Below are 18,891 nucleotides of genomic sequence, written 5' to 3' on the forward strand. Positions count from 1 at the left end.
ATGTAGTGGCACGATTCAGTAACTTAGTTTAGGCCTCAAACTCGGTGCGATTGTTGATGTATGTCAACATTTAGAAACCTTGTGATTCGCAGGGGCTTTCCACCTTCAATTGGTATGAGCTGGATCATGTTTATTTAAAAATGTGGGACAAAATGTCTCATTTTTTGGTGGGATTCGATCTGCATCAAATTTTACCGATGTTAGATAAATGTTTGTTTTGTTTGCTTATAAATAAAATCGGTTAAAACTTCGGCTTTTTAGACCAACCTTAATTACACTTAAGGTGCGGACACGATTAAGGAGTCAGAATATGGAATCGATGAAAGTCGTTGATTATATGGATCGCCAGCCGGTGTTATTACAGGCAGATATGACACTGGCAGCCGCGGTCGAGAAGCTGCTGTCACAAAAAAAACTAGGCGCAGCCGTGGTCGATGCACAGGGTCATTTGGTGGGATTTTTGTCGCAACAAGATTGTTTAGCCGTAATGTTAAAGAGTACTTATCACTGCGATCTCACCGCTAACGTGAGTGACTGCATGCGCACCGATGTGCTTAGCGTCTCCAAGGACGAGCCCATCATCAGTCTGGCCGAGCAGATGCTGCTGCCTAAGCCGAAGATCTACCCTGTGATCGACCAAGGCAGGGTGGTTGGCATCATAGATAGAAATGCCGTGCTTAAGGCGATCAACAATTCAATGCAGGAGTGTTACCTTAAGCCTGCCTAAGTTGATGCTTATGTTCACCTTTTTATCGACAATTTAATCGACAATGCCCAGTGGTATCTGCCGGTAAAGAGGTGAACAAATTCGCCCTCTTGGGGTGATTTTCCATATCAAAATGGCGCGTTACTTGGTAGGATCCCTGCTTTGTGTTTTGCTATATGGGTTTTTCCTTTGAATTCGCCACGTCACCCCCTGTCTCATGCCTTCCTAAACCAGTGTTTTCAGGCCGATGCCTCTCGCATCAAACGCCGTCTTCATAGAGTGAAAAAACAAGCCGATGGCGAGCAGAAAGATGCGGCGCTGGCCCAGTTAGAAGAGCAGGCCATTGCCGCCGCGGCCAGGGTGCAGGAGCGCTTGCAGAGTTGTCCAAAGATCAGTTATCCCGATGCCCTGCCTGTGTCGCAGAAACGTGGCGAGATAGCCGAGGCGATAGCGGGCAACCAGGTGGTGATTGTGGCCGGTGAAACAGGCTCGGGTAAGACGACTCAGCTGCCAAAGATCTGTCTCGAGCTTGGCCTGGGTACCCGCGGCCTTATTGGCCATACTCAGCCAAGACGACTGGCGGCCCGCAGCGTGGCAACCCGTGTGGCCGAAGAGTTAAACAGCCCCCTGGGCGAGGTCGTTGGCTTTAAGGTGCGTTTTGCCGATGCCATCAAGCCGACCTCCTACATCAAGCTGATGACAGATGGTATCTTGCTGGCGGAGCTGAGTTCAGACAAATACCTGGACCAGTATGACACCATCATTATCGATGAGGCCCACGAGCGAAGCCTGAATATCGACTTCATCCTAGGTTACCTCAAGAGCGTGCTCAAGCGCCGCCCGGATCTTAAGGTGATCATCACCTCGGCCACCATAGACGTGGACCGTTTCTCCAAGCATTTCAACAATGCGCCTGTGATAGAGGTATCGGGCCGTACCTATCCGGTGGAGACCCGCTATCGTCCTCTGGTTCGCGAGCAGGATGAAGACCTGGATCTTACCGATGGCATCTTCGCCGCGGTGGAGGAGCTGATGGCCGAAGGGCCTGGAGATATCCTCATCTTCCTCAATGGCGAGCGTGAGATCCGCGACCTGGCGGATCAGCTTAACAAACAGCAGTATCGCGATACCGAGATCTTACCCCTTTATGCTCGTCTCTCCTACGGTGAGCAGTCTAAGGTGTTCAAGAGTCATCGCGGACGCCGCATAGTACTGGCCACCAACGTGGCGGAAACATCATTAACCGTGCCAGGCATCAAGTATGTGATCGATCCGGGGACGGCGCGCATCAGCCGCTATAGCTACCGCACTAAGGTGCAGCGCCTGCCGATTGAGCCTATCTCTCAGGCCAGCGCCAACCAGCGTCAGGGGCGTTGTGGCCGTGTGGCACCGGGGATCTGTATTCGTCTTTACGACGAGGCGGACTTTAACAATCGCCCCGAGTTTACCGACCCCGAGATCCTCAGGACCAACCTGGCATCAGTGATTTTACAGATGCTCTCCATCGGCCTGGGTGATATCGAAGGCTTCCCCTTTATTCAGCCGCCCGATGCTCGTTATATCCGCGACGGTTTCATGCTGCTGGAAGAGCTGCAATCGGTGCGCAAACATAAGGGGCAGCTGCAACTGACGCCGCTCGGGCGTCAGCTGGCGAGCATCCCAGTGGATCCACGCCTGGCGCGCATGGTGGTACAGGCCAAGGAGTTTGGTTGCCTACATGAGACACTGGTGATCACCGCCGGCCTGTCGATTCAAGACCCCCGCGAGCGTCCTATGGATAAGAAGCAGGCCGCAGATGAGGCCCACAGACGCTTTAACGACAAGGACTCTGACTTCATGGCTTGGGTTAAGCTGTGGGATCACATCAAGGAGCAGCAAAAGGCGCTGTCCGCCAGCCAGTTCCGCAAGCTGTGTAAGCAGGAGTTTTTGGCCTATCTGCGGGTGCGCGAATGGCAGGACCTCTATACTCAGCTTCGACAGGCGGTGCATGATCTTAAGTGGAAGCTCAACAGTGAGCCCGCCGACTATGAGCTGCTGCATAAATCCTTGCTGACTGGCCTGCTGAGCCATATCGGCTTCAAGGATAAGGATAACGAGTACCTGGGGGCGCGCAATCGCAAGTTCTTCGTCTTCCCCGGTTCGCCGCTGGCCAAGAAGGGGCCTAAATGGATCATGGCCGCCGAGCTGACCGAGACCTCGCGTCTATTTGCCCGCTGCGTCGCCAAGATCCAGCCGGAATGGGTTGAGCCATTGGCCAACCACCTGGTGAAGAAGAGCTATGTGGAGCCCCATTTCGAGGCCAAGCAGGGCAGTGTGGTCGCGCTGGAGAATCAACAGCTCTATGGCCTCACCATAGTCAATCGCCGCCGGGTACATTATGGCCCGGTCGATCCCGTGGAGGCCCGCGAGATCTTTATTCGCAGCGCGCTGGCCGAAGGGGAGCTGCGCACCAAGGAAGCCTTCTTCGTCAACAACCGCGCCCTAATCGATGATATCGAGGCACTGGAGCACAAGTCTCGTCGCCGCGACATATTAGTGGATGAGCAGGCGCTGGTGGACTTCTATCAGGCGCGGATCCCCGAGGGGATCTATAACGCCCCTAAGCTGTTGACCTGGTGGAAGCAGGAGAAGAAGCGTCAGCCCCATCTGCTGGACTTCGAGCGTGAGCAGCTGATGAAGCGCAGCGACGATCATGTCTCGGCCCTGGACTTCCCCGACAGCTGGCATCAGGGCAACTTTAATCTGCCCCTAAGTTACCATTTCGAGCCGGCAGATGTTGATGACGGCGTCTCAGTGCACCTGCCCGTCGCGCTACTTAACCAGATAGAGCCACAAGGCTTCGACTGGTTGGTGCCAGGCCTGCGGGAAGAGAAGATCACCGCGCTGATCAAGTCACTGCCTAAGACGCTCAGACGCAACTTCGTACCGGCGCCGGATTATGCCAGAGCCTGCTTGCAGGCAATGACCAATAGTGAGATGAGCCTGCTCGACGCCATGTGTAAGCAGTTGCTGCGCATGAGCGGCGTGCGTATCTCAGCCGATGATTTCGATCTCACTCAGCTCCCACCGCACCTGCTGATCAACTTCAAGGTAGAAGATGATAAGGGCAAGTTGCTGGCTCAGGGCAGGGAGCTCGAGCAGTTAAAGGATAAGCTGCAGGGCAAGGTGACCCAGGCGATCCGTAACGTGGCCGAGAGCGGCATAGAGAAGAGCGAGTTGACCCAGTGGAGCTTTGGCGATCTGCCCAAGCAGTATGAGAAGCAGCGGGGTAACTTCCAGGTGAAGGCCTTCCCGGCGCTGGTGGACAACAAGGATAGCGTTGCCATCAAGCTGTTTGATGATGAGCATGAGGCCGGTCGCTGCCACAAGGCGGGCCTGCAGCGCCTGTTACTGCTCAACATGCCATCGCCGGTGAAGCACTTGCAGAACACCCTGCCCAATAAGGCAAAGCTGGCCATGTACTTCAATCCCTTTGGCCAGGTGCAGTACCTGATCGACGATATCCTGTCGGCGGCGGTGCAGCAGCTGCTGGATGAGAAGGGGCTTGATGTACGCAGTGCCGAGCAGTTCGAGCAGGCTAAAGATGTGGTGCGTCAGGACCTCAACCCCACGGCGGCCAAGATCGCCTTGCAGGTGGAGGAGATCCTGACCCTGTATCAGAAGGTGAAGAAGCGTCTCAAGGGCAAGATCAGCCTGGATATCGCCTTTGCCATGAGCGATATCCAGACTCAGCTGGATAACTTGGTGTTTAAGGGCTTTGTCGAACAATGCGGTTGGCAGCGCCTGGCAGATTTAATCCGTTATATCAAGGCGATAGACAATCGCTTAGATAAGCTTCCCGTGGATCCAAACCGTGATCGCCTGCATCTGCACAGCATCAATAATGTGCAGCAGACCCTGGCGGCGCAACTGGCCAAGGTGCCCCGCAGCGCGGCAGTACCCGAGGCATTGCAGGAGGCCCGCTGGATGATAGAGGAGTATCGCGTCTCCTGTTTCGCCCAGGTGTTAGGCACCGCCTATCCTATCTCTGAGAAACGCATCCTCAATCGCATCGCCGAGGCCTGATGCTTGTCATAAAGACACAAGAAGCACCCGCAACGGGTGCTTTTTTATGTTCTTAAATTTTCCCACTACCCCCATTGATATATTTTTACGATTTAGATCACATTTTGACTTACGAAATCCCGATTTTGAGTCTATGTTTTAGTTGTTTATGAATAGCTAATTTATTCATTTTGTTGCTTTCTCAATCGAAATTGCTGTGTAGGAGAAGTGATCTAGGTTTTATCCGTAATAAAAGGATGATCCAGATCAAATCTGCATATAGTTTACCGATTTAGGGGTATACAGAATGTTAAGAAGATATTGATACCATAAATAACAGGAAGAAAAGTATGGTCTTTGATGTTTGATTGACACAATCCAACCAGAAGTAAACCAACTTTATCTGCTATGAAAACCGGCATGACCCGTTGGAGGATGCATGAGTTCCACATCTAATGAAGAGAAAAGTTTAGAGCTAAAAATATTTGTGTTTCTAACCGTTTTTCTTGCTCCCCTGCTGTCAGTGTTACTCGTATCTGGTTTGGGCTTTGCTATCTGGTTTAGCCAGATATTCACCGGCCCACCAGGTGCAGGTTAACCCACTGTAATCGAACAATTATTAAGAGTGAAAATGTCAATGAGCAATGAACTTCACGTCACCAGTTTAGTGGTTCAGGTTAAACCTGAATTTATGTCCAGTGTCAGACAGACAATTATGAAGATGGAAAACGCAGAGTTGTCTGTTAACGATGAGGTCAAGTTGGTGGTTGTGCTGGAAGGCATGACCCAGAAGGGCCTGATGGCTGATATTGAGACGATCAACAAGATTGAGGGCGTGCTGTCCGCAGCCATGGTGTATCACCAGAGTGAAGTGCTTGAAGAGGTTGAAAAATGAAGATGAATCGACGCGAATTTATGAAGGCAAATGCGGCCATGACCGCTGCCTCAGTGGCTGGTTTAGCCTTGCCTGCGACGGCAAGCAACCTAATTACCAGTTCCGAGCAGACTAAACTTGAGTGGAACAAGGCGCCATGTCGTTTCTGCGGTACAGGTTGTTCTGTGATTGTTGCCACCCGTGACGGTAAGGTGGTTGCGACTCACGGTGATGCCGAGAGTGAGGTGAACCGCGGTCTTAACTGCATCAAGGGCTATTTCCTGTCTAAGATCATGTACGGCAAGGACAGACTACAGACGCCTATGCTGCGTATGACCAACGGCAAGTATGACAAGCATGGCGAATTCACACCTGTGAGCTGGGACACTGCATTCGACACCATGGCCGAGAAGTGGAAGGCGACCATCAAGAAGAAGGGCCCAACCGCAATCGGTATGTTTGGTTCTGGTCAGTGGACCGTTTGGGAAGGTTATGCCGCCTCTAAGCTGATGAAGGCAGGTTTTGGCTCTAACAACATCGACCCTAACGCCCGTCACTGTATGGCATCTGCGGTAGGTGGCTTCATGCGTACCTTTGGTATCGATGAGCCTATGGGTTGTTATGATGACATGGAGAACGCCGATGCCTTCGTGCTTTGGGGGTCCAACATGGCCGAGATGCACCCCATCCTATGGAGCCGTGTTACCGACCGTCGTCTGAGCGCGCCCCATGTGAAGGTGTCAGTACTATCCACCTTTACCCATAGATCTTTCGACCTTGCCGATCTGGGTATCGTCTTCACGCCACAGACAGATCTGGCTATCTTGAACTTTATCGCCAACTACATCATTCAAAACGATGCGGTAAACTGGGATTTCGTCAATAAGCACGTTAACTTCCGCAAGGGTGAAACCGACATCGGCTACGGCCTGCGTCCAAGCCACCCACTGCAACAGAAAGCCAAGAACGTTAAGACCGCCGGTAAGTCTACACCGATCGAATTTGATGCCTTTAAGGCCTTCGTCGCCGACTATGATGTAACCTCTGTCAGCAAGCTTTCTGGCGTGCCGGAAGACAAGCTGATTGAACTGGCGAAACTCTACGCCGATCCAAATACCAAGGTGACTTCATTCTGGACCATGGGCTTCAACCAACATACCCGTGGTGTGTGGTGTAACAACCTGATGTATAACATTCACCTGCTAACGGGTAAGATCTCGACGCCGGGTAACAGCCCATTCTCGCTGACAGGACAACCATCTGCCTGTGGTACCGCCCGTGAAGTGGGTACCTTCTCACATCGTCTGCCTGCAGACCTGGTAGTGAAGAACCCAGAGCACAGAAAGATTGCCGAGAAGATCTGGAAGATCCCGGATGGCATCATTCCACCTAAGCCTGGCTACCATGCGGTTGAGCAGAACCGTCGCCTCAAAGATGGTGACATCAATGCTTACTGGGTGCAGGTGAACAACAACATGCAGGCCGGTCCTAACATTAACGAAGAGGGCTTACCTGGTTATCGTAACCCTGAAAACTTCATCGTGGTATCTGATGCCTACCCAACTGTGACCACACAGGCCGCCGACCTTATCCTACCTACCGCCATGTGGGTTGAGAAAGAGGGCGCCTATGGTAACGCCGAGCGTCGTACCCAGTTCTGGCATCAGATGGTGAAAGCACCGGGCGAATCCCGCTCAGATCTTTGGCAGTTGATGGAGTTCTCTAAGCGCTTCACCACAGATGAAGTCTGGCCAAAAGAGGTGTTAGCGGCTAACCCGCAATATAAGGGCAAGACACTGTTCCAGGTACTTTACCAAAACGGTAACGTGGATAAGTTCCCACTCGAGCAGGCCGATCCTAAGTATATGAACGATGAAGCCAAGCACTTTGGTTACTATGTTCAGAAGGGCCTATTTGAAGAGTACGCAACCTTTGGTCGCGGCCATGGCCATGACCTGGCGGACTTCGATACCTATCATGAGGTGCACGGCCTACGCTGGCCTGTGGTTAACGGTAAAGAGACCAAGTGGCGCTTCCGCGAAGGTAGCGATCCCTATGTGAAACCAGGTACAGGCTTCCAGTTCTACGGTAAGCCAGATGGTAAGGCGGTTATCTACGCGCTGCCATATGAGCCTGCCGCCGAGTCGCCAGATGAAGAATTTAACCTCTGGTTATCGACTGGCCGTGTGCTAGAGCACTGGCATTCAGGTTCTATGACTCAGCGAGTGCCTGAGCTGTACCGCGCCTTCCCAGATGCTGTCTGCTTCATGCATCCAGATGATGCCAAGAAACGCGGCCTGCGTCGTGGCGATGAGGTGAAGGTGGTTTCTCGCCGTGGTGAGATCAAGACACGTGTCGAGACCCGTGGCCGTAACAAGCCGCCAGTCGGTCTGGTCTTTGTGCCTTGGTTCGACGCTAGCCAGCTGATTAACAAGGTGACGCTCGATGCGACGGATCCTTTGTCTAAACAGACTGACTTTAAGAAGTGCGCAGTTAAAGTAGTTAAGGCATAAGGAGAATCACCATGAAATCATTGAAACTTGTAACCTTGGCGACTCTGGTGACTCTCTCTGTCGGCGCGACCTTTAGCAGCATGGCTGCCAGCGTGCCCGATGAGAAGGTTGCCACCCTCAGGCAGGCGCCGCTCGACACTAACCCGACGCCGCCTGTGATGCAGAAGGTGCGTAACACAGACGTTAAGCAGGTGCGTAACTATCCGATGCAGCCGCCGGTGATCCCCCATAAGATCGACGGTTATCAGATAGACCTTAAGGTCAATAAGTGTATGTCGTGCCACGCTCGTAAGCGTGTCGGGGATTCACAGGCACCTATGGTCAGCGTCACTCACTACATGGACAGGGAAAACAACTTCTTAGCGAATCTGTCTCCACGTCGCTATTTCTGTACTCAGTGCCATGTGTCACAGCTGGATGCGAAAACCATGGTCGATAATGAATTTATCGATATCGACCACCTGATTAAAGCTGAAGCTGTTAAGCACTAGGAGCGGCCGTATGTTAGATAAGTTAAAGAAAATCTGGCAGGTGTTAAGAAAACCCAGCGTGCATTTCAGCTTAGGTTTCCTCACCTTAGGTGGCTTCGTCGCCGGGGTGATCTTCTGGGGGGGATTTAACACCGCCCTGGAAGCTACCAACCAGGAAGCCTTCTGTATCGGTTGTCACGAGATGGAAAATAATGTGTATCAGGAACTCAAGTCGACGATACACTTTACCAACCGCAGTGGCGTGCGTGCGACCTGTCCGGATTGTCACGTCCCCCATAACTGGACTGATAAGATAGCCCGTAAGATGCAGGCCTCTAAAGAGGTATGGGGCAAGATATTCGGCACCATTAACACTCGTGACAAATTTGAGGCCAAGCGCCGCGAATTGGCCGAGCATGAATGGGAACGACTGAAGGCCAACGATTCGCTTGAATGTCGTAACTGTCACAATTTCGACTACATGGACTTTACTCGTCAATCGACACGTGCGGCCAATATGCACTCCACATCTTTGGCCAGCGGCGAGAAGACCTGTATCGATTGTCATAAGGGTATTGCTCACCACTTACCTGATATGAAAGGGGTCGAAGGCTTCTAGGCTAAGATTCCATCTCCAAGCAAAACGCCAGCCTTCATCTCGCTGGCGTTTTTTATGGGCCTTTCTCAAGTTTCTTACCCTTGCACAGAGTCGATGATTAACTCCCGAAGCCAGCGATGACTGGGGTCGAGATCGAAATGTTTATGCCAGAGCAGCAGGTAGGTGCCAGGCACCATTTGTGTGGGGGCTGGCAATGAGACCAGTTTATATTGGCCCATCATCTCCTTAGCGTATTTTGCGGGCGAACAGAGGATGAGATCGCTCTGCTCACATAGCTGCATGGCGCTGTTAAAATCGGTGAGGTTGACGGCTATGTCCCGTTTGAGGTGCTTTATCTGCAGCACATCATCCAGCAGCCAGTGGGAGATACCGCCGAAGGTGACCTGAAGGTGGCGATATTTGAGAAAGGTATTGAGGTTCCATTCTTCATTAAGCAGCGGGTGCCCCTCGCGTACCAGACAGAGAGAGATGTCCCGGGTCAGCTCGACGTAGCGCAGGGCACTCGGCAGATTATTAACATGCTGCAGCGAGCGTTCGTCCCATTCCCGGCAGGCGATCCCCAGATCCGTGTCGCAGCGTAGTAGCCGCTCCATGCTCTCGTTGTGCCAAGTCTGACTGTCTATGGTGATCTTAGGTGCCTGCTTGAGCAGCTTAGGCATGAAGCGTGGATAGGTTAGCGAATAGGCTGTCTCCACCAACTCGAGGCGAAAGCGTCTATGGCTCTTGGAGGGCTCGAAGTCGCTGGGCCGAGTGAGGGAGGAAACCTGACTCAAGATTTGACGGATCTCCGGCCCCAGCTGTTTGGCCTTGGGGGTCGGGCGCAGACCGTGGGCGGTGCGCTCGAATAGCTGGTCGTCGAAGGAGTCTCTGAGCTTGTTGAGCTGTTTACTTACCGCAGATTGGCTTAGATGCAGTCGCTCAGCGGCGGCCGTGACGCTCTGCTCTTCCAGCAACACCTCCAGCAGGGGAAGCAGGTTAAAGTCGAATGCTTTCAATGGGATTTCCGTTTGGGGATGGCCTTAACTGCTGCCATGATAGCCAGCCGATAGGGTTTTAGGTAGTCCAATCTCAAAGTTTGCCTATTTATCTGTTTATCTACCTATCTACCTATTTACCTTTAGCCATGGAGTTGGTTATGCTCGTCGATTCCCATGACGCTTGTCTTTGGCCATCTATGTTTGAGTTGGGCCAGCCTAGCGCCGGGAAGATAAGTTGGACGCTGACGCGTTGTCAGTCTGGTAATGTTAATGGAAGTGCTAGTTTGAACTAGTGCGTGGCGTGGGGGTAACTCATGCCAATTCAACGGAATTTGTTATGATGAAAAAGATACTGCTTGTAGGTTTGACCTCTCTGACCCTTTGTTCTCCGCTGGCCTTTGCCAGAGATGATGTCGGCAATTATAACATCGCCTCTGTGCTTAACTCAGATGTGGCCAAGGCCAAGCTGGGTAGTGACGTCAGCTTCTACTTTGGCGAGCAGGCCTATGGTGAGCCGGTGCAGAAACTGGGTGAGCTGAAGACCAACAAGAAGACCAATGCATTTAATAAGTCAGATCAGGAAGCCTGTGAATGGGTTTTTCTGTCGGCGATGATCGCCCTTAAAAACAGCGCCGTGAAGCAGGGCGGCAATGCAGTGGTGAATATCAAGTCTAACTACAAGAACAACCTAACCTCGAGCGAAGAGACCTTCCAGTGCGGCGCAGGCGCCCTGATGGCGGGTGTGGCGCTCACCGGTGAGGTGGTCAAGCTGTCAGAGAGTACTAACTAGGTTAGCTTAGTGTCGGCTCTTGAGCAGAGTTAATAAAAACGCCAGCAATTGCTGGCGTTTTTATCTTTAGCGATGAGTCGCTAACGATTGGATATTCGTTTAGGCGCGCATCGCCTTCTCGCCGCGGCACAGGCCGACCACGCCGGAGCGCGAGACCTCGATCACCTTAGTGACCTCGCCGATGGCGGCGATGAAGGCATCGAGTTTATCCGAGGTGCCCGCCATCTGAATGGTGTAGAGCTCAGAGGTGACATCTACTATCTGACCGCGGAAGATATCGGCGGTGCGCTTCACCTCTTCTCGACCCGCCCCCTTGGCTTTCACCTTGATCAGCGCCAGTTCACGCTCGATATGGCTGGATTCAGTAATGTTGGACACCTTGAGAATGTCGATGAGCTTATGCAGCTGTTTCTCAATCTGTTCCAGCACCGCCTCGTCGGCCACCAGGGTGATGTTTAGCCTGGAGAGGGTGACATCGTCGGTGGGCGCTACCGTCAGGCTCTCGATGTTGTAGCCACGCTGTGAGAAAAGGCCTACCACGCGGGATAGGGCGCCGGGCTGGTTTTCGAGTAATACAGAAATAATTCGACGCATTAGCTTTTCTCCGTCTTGCTTAGCCACATTTCATTCATCCCGCCACCGCGGATCTGCATTGGATAGACGTGCTCCGTCTCATCGACGCTGATGTCGACGAAGACCAGCTTGTCTTTCATGGCAAGGGCCTTCTCGAGTCCGGCTTCCAGTTCGGCCGGATCGCTAATGGTCATGCCCACATGGCCGTAGGCCTCGGCGATCTTGGCAAAGTTAGGCACTGAGTCCATGTAGGAGTGGGAGTGACGACCAGAATAGATCATATCCTGCCACTGCTTCACCATACCGAGGAAACGGTTGTTTAAGTTGATGATTTTAACCGGCGTATCGTATTGCAGTGCGGTCGATAGTTCCTGAATATTCATCTGGATGGAACCATCACCCGTGACGCAGATAACCGTCTCATCGGGCTTGGCCATCTTCACCCCCATGGCGGCTGGTAGGCCAAAGCCCATGGTGCCCAGGCCGCCAGAGTTGATCCAGCGTCTTGGTTTGTTGAAGGGATAATAGAGGGCGGCGAACATCTGATGCTGACCCACGTCCGAGGCCACATAGGCATCGCCATTAGTCAGCTTGTGCAGGGTCTGGATCACCTGCTGGGGCTTGATGCGCTCGCTATTGGTGTCATAGGCCAGACTGTTGCGGCTGCGCCACTGATTGATTTCGCTCCACCAGTAGTCGATAGCGCCTTCATCGTTTTTCATCGATGGCTCATTGTCTAGCAGGGCCAGCATGTCGTTAAGCACCCTGTCGGCCGAGCCCACGATAGGGATATCCACCCTAACCGTCTTGGAGATAGAGGAGGGGTCGATATCTATGTGTAATATGGTGGCATTGGGACAGTATTTTTCCACATTGTTAGTGGTGCGATCATCGAATCTCACCCCGATACCGAAGATAAGGTCGGCGTTGTGCATCGCCATGTTGGCCTCATAACAACCGTGCATGCCCAGCATGCCGACGCTGTTGGCGTGGGTGCCAGGAAAGGCGCCCAGCCCCATGAGGGTGTTGACCACAGGCAGGCCCAAACGCTCAGACAATGCGAGGATCTGCTTATCGGCGCCGGAGATCACCGCGCCGCCGCCCACATAGAGCACCGGCTTCTTGGCCTTTAGCAGGGCTTGCAGGCCGCGGCGGATCTGTCCCTTATGGCCGGTAGTGGTCGGGTTATAGGAGCGCATGTTGATCGCATCGGGATACTGATACTCATGTAATATCTGTGGGTTGAGACAATCCTTGGGAATGTCCACCACCACAGGGCCGGGACGCCCGGTGGAGGCGATATAAAACGCCTTCTTGATGATGGCCGGAATATCCTTGGCGTCTGTCACCAGGAAACTGTGCTTCACCACTGGGCGGGAGATGCCTATCATGTCGCATTCCTGAAAGGCATCATTACCAATTAAGTTGCTGGGTACCTGACCCGAGAGAACAACTAATGGAATCGAGTCCATATAGGCGGTGGCGATCCCTGTGATCGCGTTGGTGGCGCCTGGGCCCGAGGTGACCAGTACCACGCCTACCTTGCCGGTGGCGCGGGCATAGCCGTCGGCCATGTGTACGGCCGCCTGTTCGTGGCGCACAAGAATGTGTTCTATGCCGGATTTTTGGTGCAGGGCATCGTAAATATCGAGAACCGAGCCACCTGGGTAGCCGAAAATGTGCTTAACGCCTTCATCGATTAATGATCGGACGATCATGCTGGCGCCGGAAAGTTTTTCCATTGGTGATCCCTCTTAAGTTACCGCGACGGTATGCAGTATCTTGATACAGCGACGGTAATCGCTCTAAACATAGAGTCTGGAGGGTAATCCAGACTCGCGCTTCACCCTAAAGCGGTCTGCTTGGGGTGACTGTTGCCAATGAACAGAATTTCATCATATTCAATAGATGAATGAATTCAAGCCTTTTGTGAGCAAACTTTGCCAAGTTGAGTAAAACTCAACATCGAAGCGGTAGCAGAGCCGGGGGGAAGAGGCCATCTGGTGGGATTTGGTGGTGAGTCGAGGGGGGAAACTCAGGGGTGTTAGACTTTAGTCTCAAACACGAGTCCTAGTGACGAAGCGCCGCCCTAATGTGCTGCCGGGCGGCGTTTGTTTGCGCTGAGAGACTCTAGGACAGATTTTGTTGAGAGTGAGCTAAAAACTGACACAGAGCCACCAGCAGCACGGCGCCTAGCATGAGCGCCGAGAAGGGCACCGCCGTGCCCGTGTAGAAGAGCGCCAATAGGGGACCGGCAAGGGCGCCAAAGCCAAATCTCAGGGTGCCTATTACCGCCGTGGCCGTGCCGGTTTCTTGCTGAAACTTCATCAAGACTATGGCATCGGCATTGACCGACATCACGCCCAAAAAGCCCATGAAGGGAATGAGCGCCGCAACGGTAAAGTGATAGCTAAGCCCCAGCAGATTAACGCTTAACAGGCCAAGGCCGGCGATGGCTGCCAGCAGGGTGGCTACCTTGAGCATGCGGCGCGAGCCATATTTGACTACGATGCGGCTGTTGATCACATTGGCCAGCATCAGGGCGCCGACATTGGTGCTAAACAGGATCGCAAACAGGCTCTTATCCAGACCAAATACCTCCATATAGACGAACGGCGAGGCGGTGAGGTAGCAGAAAAAGGCAAACGACGTCATCACACCACTGGCGATATGCAGCTTGACGCCCGGCTTGGTGAATACCACGGCGTAGGCGCCGAAGAAAGAGCGTTGACTGCGTGCGCCAGTTTGCGAATCGCTGGGCATACGCAGCTTGGTCAATACCAGGCCGAGCAGCAGGCTGGCGTAGCAGGCCAAGATGAAGAAGATCAGGTGCCATTCGCCCAGTTCGAGGATCAGGCTGCCTATGGTGGGGGCGATAAGCGGCGCCAGCATCATGATCAGGCTGACATAGGACATCCCCTTGGCGGTGTTCTTACCATAGACCTCCTTGATGTAGCCGGGGACCACCACGGTCGCGGCTGCGCCGATAAAGGCCTGTATAAACCTGAGTCCCAGGAAGATCTCAACCCGTGTCACAAAGGCCAGTGCCAGGCTGATCAACATGAAGCCCGTTAGACCCAAGATCACCAGGGGGCGACGGCCGATGCGGTCGGCGATAGGGCCGAAGGTGAGCATGCCCAGGGCATAACCTCCCAGGTAGAGACTGAGTGACTGCTGCACTGTGGTGACGCTGGAGTTGAAGCTGTTGGCCAGGGTCGACATGGCTGGCAGGTACATGTCGATTGCCAGCGGCGTGATGGCCACGATGGCCGATAACATGGGGATCAACAGGGCAAGATTAGGGATGCCTTGTTGCTTAAGCTCAGATGACGGGATCGACGCTTTGTTCACTCATACCTCTTGTGACGGATAAAAGACAATTTTTGGGGGTGATAACAGGTGATGGGGATGTTATCTGGGAGAAGATCGATTGTACGGGATCTCGCCATGCCTTGGCTAATGCTTTATTGCGCTCAGGCTAATGCAGGGTGAGTCGATTTGTAACAAAACCTTGCTAGGCGGGCAACGCCCGCGCGTGAGCAATATAGGGGCCTGGGTTAAAGCGCTGACTGAAACGGCAGCTCAATCTTGCGCTGACTCACCCGCTCGTTGCCGACGGCACTGATCATGTGGTTACGCTCTACCTTGGTCCAGTGCTCGCTCTGCTCTGTTGGTGGCTCGGAGCAGATGATGATACAGGCCTGCTCACCGTCCTGAACATCTTCCGTGTGGGGAATAAATTCGATCCCCTCCTGACATTCGTTAACCTTGCCACGACCGAAGAAGAGGGAGGCGGGTTTGACGCCCTCCAGTGTGGCGAAACGGGTCACGACCGTGTGTTTGCCGTCGGTGACCGCAAAGTTGATGAAGGCGTTGGTGTCGGCGCCTGCGGCGCGTCGCAGGCTCATAATGCAGGCGATAGTCGCCTCCATCGCCTGTTCCAGCTGGCTCAGACTGGCCTGCTCGGCAAATTCCAGCTTGTCCATGAAGAGGGCGAAGGCATATTCAGAGTCTGTGTTGCCCTTGATTAAGGCAAAGGCGCGATCCGAGAGTTGATTGAGCAGCTGACGACGAAACCTGTCGAACTGATCCAGTCGACCGTTGTGCATCCACAGGTAATGCATGCAGGAGAAGGGGTGGCAGTTGGCTTGGCTGACCGGCATCCCCTTGGAGGCATCGCGCACATGGGCGAAGTAGTGCCGGGTTTCCACCTTTTCGGCGATCATCTTGAGGTTACGGTTACTCCAGGCGGGATCCACGTTGACGAAGGTCGCCGGGATAGGATCATCCTGAGTGGGGTACCAGCCAAGGCCAAAGCCGTCGGCGTTGGTGGGCACCTTACGTTTCTGGGCGTATTTACTCTGCATCACCAGTGAGTTTGAGGCCTTAAAGATAAGCGGTGACATCAGCGCCTTGGGACCGCTATAGGTTAAAAATCTGCACATGGACTCTTATATCCGAAATCATACCGACTCAAAATCTAGCGCGGATCACACGGGCGACAAAGGGAAATTTACGCCTCAGGCCAATTTTCTCCCTTGCCTGTCGTTAAACTGTCATGCTCACGTCATGAATTCGTCTTATCCCGGCCTTAGCTTAGCGCAATTTATAGCCTATTTATCTGTCTTTTGGCGGAGTTTACTTAGGCGTACTCAGGGCATTCAAAAGGATTAGGCAATGAATAACAAGATGAAGAAAACAACGATAGCTTTGGTCGTGGCAGCTTTGGGCCTGACGGCCTGCAGCGGCGATGACGGCAAAGATGGCACAGATGGCAGCAATGGCACAAACGGTACGAATAGTCTGGTTGCATTTACCCAATTGCCTGCGGGTGACGGTGAGTGTCCACTCGGTGGACAGATGATACAGACAGGCCTAGATCTCAATGGCAACGGCGTGCTGGATAATGATGAAGTCAACGCCGAGCAGACCCAATACCTTTGCCGTGAGCTAGTGTCTGGGCTTAGCGCCGAGCTGGTTGGCCGTTATGAATCCGGCGTCTATGGTCAGAGTGCCGCCGAGATCGTCGGTTTTCATGTGGCGAGTAAGCGCATCTTCGTGGTGAATGCCCAGAGCGGCATGGTGGATATCGTCGATGCGGCCAACTTAGCCACTAGCCCGGTAGCAGGGAGCGATGCATTGCTGCTCAATAATCTGCCAAAGCTGGCAGTGCTGGATGTAGCAAAAGATCTTGGCCTGCAGCGTCTTGGTGGTGTCAACAGCCTGGCTATTCATGACAATCTACTGGCGGTGGCCATAGAGCGCGGCGACGAGGCGGGTAACAGCAAGCAGGGGATGGGCTATGTCGCCTTCTATCGTATCGATAGCGCAGGCGAAGCCAGCCTCATCCATGGTGTCGAGGTAGGTGCGCTGCCAGACAACCTAGTGTTCAGCCATGATGGTAAGCAGGTGTTGGTGGCCGGCGAAGGTGAGCCCAGCGACGATTACAGCGTCGATCCGCTGGGCACAGTGGCCATGATAGCCGTGACCGATGGTATGCCAGCGACCAGCGCGACCCTGCTGGATTTTAGTGACTTTAATCTTGGCGGCGCGCGCGAAGCCGAGCTTTCCAGTGACATCAAGATCAACGGTCCGGGTGCCAGCCGGGCGCAAGACTTGGAGCCAGAATATATCAGCGTATCGCCAGACGATAGGCTCGCCTATGTCAGCCTGCAGGAAAACAACGCCATCGCGGTGATCGACATTGCCAACAAAGCGGTCAAGGCCATCTGGCCCCTCGGCTATAAGGATTTTGGCTTAGCAAAAAACGCGATCGATGCCAGCGATAAGGATGACAGGGTCAATATTAAGGACTACCCGGGGGTGGTTGGCCTGTATCAGCCCGATACGATTGCCAGCTACCAGTGGCATGGCAGCGACTTTGTGGTGACGGCCAACGAGGGGGATTCTCGCGACTATGGCGGCTTCTCAGAAGAGGTGCGCGCCGGCGATCTCCTGCTCGATCCCAATCATCCGCAATTTGCTGCGGCCCAAGATAAGACGCAGCTGGCGCGACTCAAGGTGACCACCTCAATGGGGGACGAAGATGGCGACGGCGATTTTGACAAGATAGTGGCCTATGGCGGTCGCTCATTCTCAATCTGGGATCAAAATGGTCAGCAGGTGTTTGACAGCGGCAGCGATTTCTCTCGCATCACGTCTGCGCTTCTGGGGATGAACTTCAATAACCATAATGAAGAGAATAAGGGCGACAGCCGGAGTGACGATAAGGGCGCAGAGCCCGAGGCGCTGGCCATTGGTGAGATAGAGGGTAAGCAGTATGCCTTCATCGGCCTGGAGCGCACCTCAGGCTTCATGATCTATGAGATCACCAATCCCTTCGCGGTGAAATTTGTCGACTATGTGGTCAATCGTGACTTCGAGGTCGGCTTCGAGATCGATGGCAGTGATATCACAGGTTCGCCCGAGGCGGCGGGGGATCTCGGCCCTGAAGGCATGAGTTTTGTGGCCGCAACCGACAGCCCGAATGGCAAGCCACTGCTGATCATAGGCAACGAGGTGAGCGGCAGTACCAGCGTGTATCAGCTGTCGCTGCAGTGAAATTAGGCATAGACCGATAAGGAAGGAAAAAGGCGCCCTAGGGCGCCTTTTTTTAATATCTGCGTTGCCCCGGTTAGTTTTCTAGCAGTGAGAAGCTCTCACCGCTGTCTAGCCAGGTAGGGTACTTCTTCATGATGGCGGCGAAGGCTGGGCTGTCTATGTGGTTGGCCAGCCAGGCGCGAACCTTAGGGTAGGGGGATTGTTGCCACCAATTTTTATCCACGTGGGCAAACTGGCGCACGAAGGGGAAGATGGCGTAGTCGGCGAGGCTTGGAAGGTCTGACACTAACTGGTCATGCTGACTCAGCCTAGCTTCAAGCTGGGTGATAAAACGTTCGCCCTGTGTGCGATACTCGTCTTGTGTCTGCTCTGGGTGGCGATCGGCGTACTTATACTTATCCAGCCAGGGCTTAAACTCATTGTCGTTTGCTTCAATCAACGCCATGGCCGCTTGTTGCAGGCCAGGTTCATGGGTGAGTAGCAGCGCCTTGGTTTTCTCATCACCCTCTTTGGCCTTCTCACTGAGTGCCCACAGCATGATCGACAGGCTCTCATCGATGACGCTGCCATCTTCTAAGATCAGAACGGGTACTGTGCCCTTGGGGCTGGCCGCTAACATGGGCTCAGGCTTATGTTTGAGTACTATCTCTCTGAGCTCCACCTCCTGGCCAGCGAGGAAGAGGCCCAGACGGGCACGCATGGCGTAGGGGCAGCGACGAAACGAATATAATATGGGGTAGGCCATGGAGTCTCCTTGATTGCTG

General features: G+C 53.5%; 15 protein-coding genes. 9 read left to right on the forward strand and 6 right to left on the reverse strand.

Annotation, left to right across the window (positions count from 1 at the left end):
- Nucleotides 1–310: 310 nt before the first annotated feature.
- The 7 genes from GNT65_RS00395 (at nucleotide 311) to GNT65_RS00425 (ending at nucleotide 9,226) form a co-directional block, all read left to right on the forward strand.
- Nucleotides 311–727 carry a CBS domain-containing protein gene (locus GNT65_RS00395; protein WP_160793173.1) on the forward strand — a complete coding sequence of 139 codons (417 nt, stop codon included), beginning with the start codon at nucleotides 311–313 and terminating at the stop codon, nucleotides 725–727.
- Nucleotides 728–895: 168 nt separating this feature from the next.
- Nucleotides 896–4,771 carry an ATP-dependent RNA helicase HrpA gene (gene hrpA, locus GNT65_RS00400; RefSeq protein WP_160793174.1) on the forward strand — a complete coding sequence of 1,292 codons (3,876 nt, stop codon included), beginning with the start codon at nucleotides 896–898 and terminating at the stop codon, nucleotides 4,769–4,771.
- A gap of 418 nt (nucleotides 4,772–5,189) precedes the next feature.
- A complete protein-coding gene (locus GNT65_RS00405; RefSeq protein ID WP_082035670.1) occupies nucleotides 5,190–5,348 on the forward strand; it encodes a periplasmic nitrate reductase, NapE protein in 159 nt (52 codons plus the stop codon).
- 39 nt (nucleotides 5,349–5,387) lie between these two features.
- A complete protein-coding gene (locus GNT65_RS00410; RefSeq protein ID WP_144199404.1) occupies nucleotides 5,388–5,645 on the forward strand; it encodes a chaperone NapD in 258 nt (85 codons plus the stop codon).
- Nucleotides 5,646–5,647: 2 nt separating this feature from the next.
- Nucleotides 5,648–8,137: a nitrate reductase catalytic subunit NapA gene (gene napA / locus GNT65_RS00415; RefSeq protein WP_160793622.1), complete on the forward strand. Its 2,490-nt coding sequence runs from the start codon at nucleotides 5,648–5,650 to the stop codon at nucleotides 8,135–8,137.
- Between the two features lie 11 nt (nucleotides 8,138–8,148).
- Nucleotides 8,149–8,628: a nitrate reductase cytochrome c-type subunit gene (locus GNT65_RS00420; RefSeq protein ID WP_160793175.1), complete on the forward strand. Its 480-nt coding sequence runs from the start codon at nucleotides 8,149–8,151 to the stop codon at nucleotides 8,626–8,628.
- Nucleotides 8,629–8,638: 10 nt separating this feature from the next.
- Entirely contained in the window at nucleotides 8,639–9,226 is a 588-nt protein-coding gene (locus GNT65_RS00425; RefSeq protein WP_160793176.1) for a cytochrome c3 family protein, read from the forward strand.
- A 74-nt stretch (nucleotides 9,227–9,300) separates the two neighbouring features.
- Here GNT65_RS00425 and GNT65_RS00430 read toward each other — a convergent pair whose 3' ends face one another.
- Nucleotides 9,301–10,221: a LysR family transcriptional regulator gene (locus GNT65_RS00430; protein WP_160793177.1), complete on the reverse strand. Its 921-nt coding sequence runs from the start codon at nucleotides 10,219–10,221 to the stop codon at nucleotides 9,301–9,303.
- A 319-nt stretch (nucleotides 10,222–10,540) separates the two neighbouring features.
- Here GNT65_RS00430 and GNT65_RS00435 point away from each other — a divergent pair, with 319 nt between their 5' ends.
- Complete coding sequence (locus GNT65_RS00435) at nucleotides 10,541–10,993, forward strand: excinuclease (protein WP_239880846.1); 453 nt, start codon at nucleotides 10,541–10,543, stop codon at nucleotides 10,991–10,993.
- A 99-nt stretch (nucleotides 10,994–11,092) separates the two neighbouring features.
- On the opposite strand, the gene ilvN is transcribed toward GNT65_RS00435, so the two are convergent.
- From ilvN to GNT65_RS00455, 4 genes are all read right to left on the reverse strand, one after another.
- On the reverse strand, nucleotides 11,093–11,587 hold the full coding sequence (gene ilvN / locus GNT65_RS00440; protein WP_011865573.1) for an acetolactate synthase small subunit: 495 nt from the start codon (nucleotides 11,585–11,587) through the stop codon (nucleotides 11,093–11,095).
- Nucleotides 11,587–13,308 carry an acetolactate synthase 3 large subunit gene (locus tag GNT65_RS00445; protein ID WP_160793178.1) on the reverse strand — a complete coding sequence of 574 codons (1,722 nt, stop codon included), beginning with the start codon at nucleotides 13,306–13,308 and terminating at the stop codon, nucleotides 11,587–11,589. Before GNT65_RS00445 ends, ilvN begins: the two co-directional genes overlap by 1 nt.
- Before the next feature lie 388 nt (nucleotides 13,309–13,696).
- Nucleotides 13,697–14,917 carry a multidrug effflux MFS transporter gene (locus GNT65_RS00450; protein ID WP_160793179.1) on the reverse strand — a complete coding sequence of 407 codons (1,221 nt, stop codon included), beginning with the start codon at nucleotides 14,915–14,917 and terminating at the stop codon, nucleotides 13,697–13,699.
- 206 nt (nucleotides 14,918–15,123) lie between these two features.
- The gene (locus GNT65_RS00455) at nucleotides 15,124–16,011 is read right to left on the reverse strand and encodes a class II glutamine amidotransferase (RefSeq protein ID WP_160793180.1); all 888 of its coding nucleotides are present in this window, start codon (nucleotides 16,009–16,011) and stop codon (nucleotides 15,124–15,126) included.
- A 232-nt stretch (nucleotides 16,012–16,243) separates the two neighbouring features.
- Between GNT65_RS00455 and GNT65_RS00460 the strand changes: the two genes are divergently transcribed.
- Entirely contained in the window at nucleotides 16,244–18,127 is a 1,884-nt protein-coding gene (locus GNT65_RS00460) for a choice-of-anchor I family protein (RefSeq protein WP_244952058.1), read from the forward strand.
- Between the two features lie 73 nt (nucleotides 18,128–18,200).
- On the opposite strand, the gene GNT65_RS00465 is transcribed toward GNT65_RS00460, so the two are convergent.
- Complete coding sequence (locus GNT65_RS00465; protein ID WP_160793625.1) at nucleotides 18,201–18,872, reverse strand: glutathione S-transferase; 672 nt, start codon at nucleotides 18,870–18,872, stop codon at nucleotides 18,201–18,203.
- Nucleotides 18,873–18,891 lie beyond the last annotated feature (19 nt).

It is taken from the genome of Shewanella insulae, from assembly GCF_009831655.1.
Lineage (GTDB): Bacteria > Pseudomonadota > Gammaproteobacteria > Enterobacterales > Shewanellaceae > Shewanella > Shewanella insulae.

Excerpts from the sequence above, each read along its gene's own strand:
- GNT65_RS00395 (WP_160793173.1), top strand. The coding sequence starts at position 311 with ATGGAATCGATGAAAGTCGTTGATTATATGGATCGCCAGCCGGTGTTA.
- GNT65_RS00405 (WP_082035670.1), top strand. The coding sequence starts at position 5,190 with ATGAGTTCCACATCTAATGAAGAGAAAAGTTTAGAGCTAAAAATATTT.
- GNT65_RS00410 (WP_144199404.1), top strand. The coding sequence starts at position 5,388 with ATGAGCAATGAACTTCACGTCACCAGTTTAGTGGTTCAGGTTAAACCT.
- napA (WP_160793622.1), top strand. The coding sequence starts at position 5,648 with ATGAATCGACGCGAATTTATGAAGGCAAATGCGGCCATGACCGCTGCC.
- GNT65_RS00420 (WP_160793175.1), top strand. The coding sequence starts at position 8,149 with ATGAAATCATTGAAACTTGTAACCTTGGCGACTCTGGTGACTCTCTCT.
- GNT65_RS00425 (WP_160793176.1), top strand. The coding sequence starts at position 8,639 with ATGTTAGATAAGTTAAAGAAAATCTGGCAGGTGTTAAGAAAACCCAGC.
- GNT65_RS00435 (WP_239880846.1), top strand. The coding sequence starts at position 10,541 with ATGATGAAAAAGATACTGCTTGTAGGTTTGACCTCTCTGACCCTTTGT.
- ilvN (WP_011865573.1), bottom strand. The coding sequence starts at position 11,587 with ATGCGTCGAATTATTTCTGTATTACTCGAAAACCAGCCCGGCGCCCTA.
- GNT65_RS00445 (WP_160793178.1), bottom strand. The coding sequence starts at position 13,308 with ATGGAAAAACTTTCCGGCGCCAGCATGATCGTCCGATCATTAATCGAT.
- GNT65_RS00455 (WP_160793180.1), bottom strand. The coding sequence starts at position 16,011 with ATGTGCAGATTTTTAACCTATAGCGGTCCCAAGGCGCTGATGTCACCG.
- GNT65_RS00460 (WP_244952058.1), top strand. The coding sequence starts at position 16,244 with ATGAATAACAAGATGAAGAAAACAACGATAGCTTTGGTCGTGGCAGCT.
- GNT65_RS00465 (WP_160793625.1), bottom strand. The coding sequence starts at position 18,872 with ATGGCCTACCCCATATTATATTCGTTTCGTCGCTGCCCCTACGCCATG.